The 6,245-nt window shown below is 69.3% G+C and carries 6 protein-coding genes; 3 read left to right on the plus strand and 3 right to left on the minus strand.

The annotated features are described in order from the left end of the window. Positions 1 to 30: 30 nt before the first annotated feature. Positions 31 to 1,812: a proteasome ATPase gene (arc, locus tag VF542_RS07765; protein WP_408651125.1), complete on the minus strand. Its 1,782-nt coding sequence runs from the start codon at positions 1,810 to 1,812 to the stop codon at positions 31 to 33. 227 nt (positions 1,813 to 2,039) lie between these two features. Here arc and VF542_RS07770 point away from each other — a divergent pair, with 227 nt between their 5' ends. Next, a complete protein-coding gene (locus tag VF542_RS07770) occupies positions 2,040 to 2,336 on the plus strand; it encodes a ferredoxin (protein WP_408651126.1) in 297 nt (98 codons plus the stop codon). 48 nt (positions 2,337 to 2,384) lie between these two features. Here the strand turns inward: VF542_RS07770 and VF542_RS07775 are convergent, their stop codons facing one another. Both VF542_RS07775 and VF542_RS07780 read right to left on the minus strand, forming a co-directional pair. Next, positions 2,385 to 3,332 carry a tRNA (adenine-N1)-methyltransferase gene (locus VF542_RS07775; RefSeq protein ID WP_408651127.1) on the minus strand — a complete coding sequence of 316 codons (948 nt, stop codon included), beginning with the start codon at positions 3,330 to 3,332 and terminating at the stop codon, positions 2,385 to 2,387. 66 nt (positions 3,333 to 3,398) lie between these two features. Continuing rightward, on the minus strand, positions 3,399 to 4,601 hold the full coding sequence (locus VF542_RS07780; protein ID WP_408651128.1) for a site-2 protease family protein: 1,203 nt from the start codon (positions 4,599 to 4,601) through the stop codon (positions 3,399 to 3,401). Positions 4,602 to 4,699: 98 nt separating this feature from the next. Here VF542_RS07780 and lepB point away from each other — a divergent pair, with 98 nt between their 5' ends. Together lepB and VF542_RS07790 are read left to right on the plus strand one after the other, a co-directional pair. Next, complete coding sequence (gene lepB, locus VF542_RS07785; protein WP_408651129.1) at positions 4,700 to 5,425, plus strand: signal peptidase I; 726 nt, start codon at positions 4,700 to 4,702, stop codon at positions 5,423 to 5,425. Between the two features lie 141 nt (positions 5,426 to 5,566). Then, positions 5,567 to 6,245: RecB family exonuclease (locus tag VF542_RS07790; protein ID WP_408651130.1), on the plus strand; the 679-nt coding region annotated here is incomplete at its 3' end.

Genomic DNA, 6,245 nt, shown 5'->3' on the forward strand with positions numbered 1-6,245 from the left:
TAACCCGCCGGGTGGTCACGCCGCAAGCACCTACAGGTACTGACCGGTGTTGGCGATCGTGTCGATGGACCGGCCGGCCTCGTCGCCCTTGGTGCCCGAGATGAGCGTGCGGATGTAGACGATCCGCTCGCCCTTCTTGCCGGAGATGCGGGCCCAGTCATCGGGGTTGGTGGTGTTCGGCAGGTCCTCGTTCTCCCGGAACTCATCGACACAGGCGGCCTGCAGGTGCTGCATCCGCAGGCCACGCTGGCCGGTGGTCAGCAGGTGCTCGATCCGGATGCCCTTCTGGCCGGTGTCGAGCAGGTCCTTGATGGCCATCTTCTTCCCGCGGTCGACGATGTTCTGGATCATCGCGCCGGAGTTGAAGTCCTTGAAGTAGAGCGTCTCCTTGTCGCCGTTGGCGTAGGTCACCTCGAGGAACCGGTTGTCCTCGCTCTCGGTGTACATCCGCTCGACGGTGTGCTGGATCATCGCCTTGACGGTCGCCTCGCGGGAGCCGCCGTGCTCGGCCAGATCCTCTTCGTGAATCGGCAACGAGGTGAGGATGTACTTGGCGAAGATGTCGCGGGCCGCCTCGGCGTCCGGCCGCTCGATCTTGATCTTCACGTCCAGCCGGCCGGGCCGCAGGATGGCCGGGTCGATCATGTCCTCGCGGTTGGACGCGCCGATCACGATCACGTTCTCCAGGCCCTCGACGCCGTCGATCTCGCTGAGCAGCTGCGGCACGATGGTGTTCTCGACATCGGAGGACACCCCGGACCCGCGGGTCCGGAAGATCGAGTCCATCTCGTCGAAGAACACGATGACCGGAGTGCCCTCACTGGCCTTCTCCCTGGCCCGCTGGAACACCAGCCGGATGTGCCGCTCGGTCTCGCCGACGTACTTGTTGAGCAGTTCCGGGCCCTTGATGTTGAGGAAGAACGACCGGCCCTTCTCATCGTCGCCGCGGACCCTGGCGACCTGCTTGGCGAGGGAGTTGGCCACCGCCTTGGCGATCAGCGTCTTGCCGCAGCCGGGCGGGCCGTAGAGCAGGATGCCCTTCGGCGGGCGGAGCTGGTGCTCGCGGAACAGGTCGGCATGCAGGAACGGCAGCTCCACGGCGTCGCGAATCTGCTCGATCTGCGCGCTGAGCCCCCCGATGTCGGTGTAGTCGATGTCGGGGACCTCTTCCAGGACGAGTTCCTCGACCTCGCTCTTCGGGATCCGCTCGTAGACGTAGGAGGACCGCGGTTCCAGCAGCAGCGAGTCGCCCACCCGCAGCGGTGAGCCCCGCAGGACGTCGGCGATGTGGACGATCCGCTCCTCGTCGGTGTGCCCGATCACCAGGGCCCGGTCGCCGCCTTCAAGGATCTCCTTGAGCATCACCACCTCGCCGGCCCGCTCGTGGCCGCGGGCCTGGACGATGTTCATGGCCTCGTTGAGCATGACCTCCTGGCCGTGCTCCAGGCTGTCGATCCCGACCTCGGGAGAGACCGCGACCCGCAGCTTGCGGCCGCCGGTGAAGATGTCGACGCTGTGCTCGTCCACTTTCTCCAGGAATACGCCGTAGCCCGACGGGGGCTGCGCCAGCCGGTCGATCTCCTCCTTGAGGGTGACCAGCTGGTCGCGGGCGTCACGCAGCGTGTCCGCCAGCCGCTCGTTGCGGTCGCTCAGCGAGGCCACCCGGGCTTGGGTTTCGACCAGCCGGTCCTCCAGCGCGCGGATCTGACGGGGGGACTCGGCGATGCGGGCGCGCAGCATCTGTATCTCATAGGCGAGTTCCGCAGCATCCGGCTTGCCGGACCCTCGGTCGTTGCCGAACTCTTCCGCCATCTGGGTACCCTTTCGATGGGACCTGCCGAGCAGGGGGCCGCTGCTCGATTTCACCCTACACACGCAGTGTGAAATCGCGAGGCATCTACTCTTAAGAGCGGTTACACATCGATTACGGTCGGGCACCACTCGAACACCGCTCGGGCACCGCTCGGGCACCGGTTATCGCACCGGTCGGGCAACCAGGCGGTGGCGGTCCGGCTCTGGCACACAGACAGGAGGCGACGGTGGCAGAGGGCGGCGGCACGGACTCCGACGTGCTCGAAGTATGGATCGATCAGCAGCTGTGCACCGGTGACGGTCTGTGTGTGCAGTACGCCCCCGAGGTCTTCGAGTTCGACGTCGACGGCCTGGCCTACGTCAAGGACGCCGACGGCTCCCTCAAGCAGGCCGAAGGCGCCCGGGTGGACGTACCCGCCAACCTCAGGCTCGACGTCCTGGACTCGGCCAAGGAGTGCCCCGGCAACTGCATCCACGTCGCCCGGGCCGCCGACGGCGTGCCGGTGGCCGGGCCGGACGCCTGAGGGACCTACGGCTGCCTGACCAGAGCTGCCACGCGGGAGCAGCGGCGTTCAGGGCAGCGGCGGCCGGAACGGCTTCTCGGTACCGGGCTCGTCAGTGGCCGGCGGCGGTTCGACCACCAGGCCGAAGGCCACTTCGAGCTCGACCGTCTTGGCCGGCCTGCGCTGCCGGGTCGGCGCCACCACCCCGGGCGCCAGCCGCCGGGCGGTGACCAGGAACGCCGTGTGGCCCTGCATCCGGTGGTCGGGCCGGACCGCCAGGCCCAGGACGTGCCAGTCGCGAATCAGGCATTCCCAGGCGTGCGGCTCGGTCCAGCCGCCCTCGTCCCGCAGCGCCTCGACCAGCCGGGACAGCTGGGTGGTGGTGGCCACGTAGCCGATCAGCACCCCGCCGGGGCGAAGCGCCGCACCGACCGCGGCCAGCACGTCCCACGGCGCCAGCATGTCGAGGATGACCCTGTCGACGACCTCCCCGGCCGGGTGCTGGCAGACGTCGGCCAGCCGCAGGTCCCAGTTCTGCGGCGGGGCGCCGAAGAACGCGTCGACGTTGCGCCGGGCATGGTCGAGGTGATCGGCCCGGCGCTCGTAGGAGATCACCGTGCCGGTGGGGCCCACCGCCCGCAACAGCGAGCAGGTCAGGGCGCCCGAACCCGCGCCCGCCTCCAGCACCCGGGCGCCCGGGTGGATGTCACCCTGGGCCACGATCTGAGCGGCATCCTTGGGATAGATCACAGCGGCGCCGCGCGGCATCGACAACACGTAGTCGCTGAGCAGCGGCCGCAGTGCGAGATAGCCGGTACCGGCGCTGGAGTGCACCACCGATCCCTCCTCGACGCCGATCAGGTGATCGTGGGAGATGGCGCCCCGGTGGGTGTGAAACTGCTTGCCCGGCTCCAGCGTGACGGTGTGCAGCCGGCCCTTGGGATCGCTGAGCTGCACCCGGTCACCCACCTGGAATCGGGCTGAGTCAGCGCTCTGGTCAGCTGGCACATCGGGCACGACGGCGGACACCTACTCTGTCAGAAGTCTAAAGTAATGGTTCAAGGTTAGGCTACCTACCAGCGATCAGTTCAGCGGCCGCCTGCTGCGGTGTTGCCTCGGCCTTGGCAGCCCCAGTGCCCGCGCCAGGTCGACGGCCGCCACCACACCGCGAGCCACCCCGTCCCGGCCCACCACCAGGTACTCCGAGGCCGGATGCGCCCGCAGCGTGTCGATCAGCCGCTCGCCGGCCAGGTCGTCGGCGAGGATCAGGCCCGGCTCCAACTCGCGCGCCACCTGGCTCAGCGAGGTCCATGGCCGCCGGTCCGCCGTGACCTGGGCGACCTGCTCCTCGTCCACGATCGCCCGGCTGCGGCCCTGGCCGTCAATCACCACGATGCCGCTGGCGCCGGACTCGGCCGTCTGCCGGACCGCCTCGGACACCGGGGTGTGAGCAGGCAGGTACAGCGAGGGACGCAGCAGCTCAGCGAGCCGCAGGGTTGCCGCCCGGGCGTTGAGCTCGGCCAGCTGTAGTGCCTGGCCGGCGCCGATCCACAGGAACGCCACCACCGCGAAACCCATCACGGTCGAGCCGACCGAGGCCAGGTCGGCCGGCGAGTTACCCCCGAGGACGGCGTTGCTGAAGACGATGGCAAGGCCCAACAGCGCCGCCACCCCGCGCCCTCCCCAGGCGGCGATCCGGATGGCGTTCAGCCGGGAACTGCCCATCATCCACAGCAGCGCCTGCACCAGCCGGCCGCCGTCGAGCGGCAGGCCGGGCAGCACGTTGAAGACGGCGATCACCAGGTTGCTCCAGGCCAGCAGCAACAGCAGCACGCCGACCGCTGACTCTGCCGCCGGCAACAGGCTCATCGCCCAGCAGCCCCCGGCCAGCCCGAGCGAGACGAGGGGACCGGCTGCCGCGATCGCGAACTCGTCCCGGGGCCGGCTGGCCTCCCCCTCGATCTCGGACACCCCGCCCAGCAGGAACACCACGATCCGGCGGACCGGCAGGCCGACCACCTTGCTGACCACCGTATGGCCCACCTCGTGCAGCAGCACCGAGGCTGCCAGCGCGGTCGCGAACACCAGGCCCAGGGCGTAGGAGGCAGCATGCGAGGCGCCGGGGATCTGCTCGCGGAGGAAGCCGGCGTAACTGATGGTGATGAATCCGGCCACCAACAGCCAGCTCGGTGTGAGGAAGATCGGCACACCCAGCACCGAGCCGATCCGGAACAACCAGCCACCTGCCCTGGGAGGCCGGTCCGGCTCCGACAGTTGGCTGCTCATCGCCTGATCCTACGAGGTCGGGCCGGGACGAGGGTCTTGCGCGATGCACATGCGAGAGTGCGAGCCACCGGGCCGCGAACGGTTTAGCCTTGACCACTGTGGCAGAGGATGGGCGGTTTGCGGCCGAGGGACGCGAATCTGATCCGCACGCCCGCATCCAGGCCAGGATCGCCCAGCGGCGCTCGGACCGGGCCGCCAGCTCGGCGACGCCCGGCTCGGCGGCGCCCGGCTCGGTGCCCACCGCACGGAAGCGACGGCGCCGCCCGGCTCACGCCCAAAGGCGGCCGAGCCGGATCAGCAGGCTGGCGCGGACGCTGGCGTTCTTACTCGCCGTCGCGGTCGTGGTGGTGAGCCTGCGGCACTTCGTGGTCGCCTCCTATTACATCCCGTCCGGCTCGATGGAGCCGACCCTGCACGGCTGCAAGCACTGTGAGCCCGACCTGGTCCTGGTGGACAGGTTGTCCTACCGGTTCAGCTCCGTCGCCCGATCCGACGTGGTGGTCTTCGACCGGCCGCCGCTGGCCCCGCCGGAGGACTCGCAACTGATCAAGCGAGTGATCGGCCTGCCGGGTGAGACCGTCAGCGGCCACGACGGCAAGGTGTTCATCGGTGCCCGGGCGCTGCCGGAGCCCTATGTCAACCCGGCCTGCCACGGAACCGGCGACTTCGCCGCCGTCAAGGTGCCGGCCGGCAAGTACTTCGTGATGGGCGACAACCGCTGTGATTCGCTGGACTCCCGGGTCTTCGGGGTGATCGCCGGGTCCAGCATCGTAGGTCGGTCCGTCGCGGTCAGCTGGCCGCTCAAGCACCTGCGCTGGCTCTGAGTGCGACTGGCAGGGCGTTTCTGGAGCCGGCTGGGCGCGCGGCGAGCCGCCGGTTCTCGGTTGGCTGCCGCCCAGCCCGACTCGCGGGGCGGTTCGGCAGTTCTGTCAGTACCGCCACCTAGTCTTGCGCCCATGACCGAGATGCAGTTGCTGGACGCACCACCGGCCGAGCAGAGCCCGCTGCCGCCGGCCTTCCTCGGCTCGCTGTCCCCGTCGCGGGCCGCTGACTTCAAGACCTGCCCGCTGCTCTACCGGTTCCGCAGCATCGACCGGCTTCCCGAGACGCCGAGCCGGGCGGCGACCAGGGGCACCGTGGTGCACGCGGTCCTGGAACATCTGTACGACCTGCCGGCCGGTGAGCGGACCGTCCAGCAGGCGCAGGCCGACGTGATGCCCTCCTGGCAGCAACTGCTCGAGGCCCGGCCCGAGCTGGCTCAGCTGTTCTCCGACGACGAGCAGGGCGTGGAGTTGACCGCGTGGCTGGAGTCGGCCCGTGAGCTGGTGAAGAACTACTTCGCCCTGGAGGATCCCCGGCGACTCGAGCCCGCCGCCCGCGAAGAACTGGTCGAGGTGGTGCTGGACGGCCTCCGGCTGCGCGGTTACGTCGACCGGCTGGACATCTCGCCGGCCGGCGACATCCGGGTGGTGGACTACAAGACCGGCTCGATCCCGCGCGAAGCCTTCGAGGCCCGGGCGCTGTTCCAGATGAAGTTCTATGCCCTGGTGCTCTGGCGTACCCGCGGGGTGGTGCCCCGGCAGTTGCGGCTGATCTACCTCGCCGACACTGACACCCTCAGCTACCAACCCGAGGCCGAGGAGC

Source organism: Jatrophihabitans sp. (assembly GCF_036389215.1).
GTDB lineage: Bacteria > Actinomycetota > Actinomycetes > Mycobacteriales > Jatrophihabitantaceae > Jatrophihabitans_A.

Bases quoted from the DNA above. Each gene is read 5' to 3' on its own strand.
- VF542_RS07780 (WP_408651128.1), bottom strand. From the start codon at position 4,601: ATGAGCAGCCAACTGTCGGAGCCGGACCGGCCTCCCAGGGCAGGTGGC.
- arc (WP_408651125.1), bottom strand. From the start codon at position 1,812: ATGGCGGAAGAGTTCGGCAACGACCGAGGGTCCGGCAAGCCGGATGCT.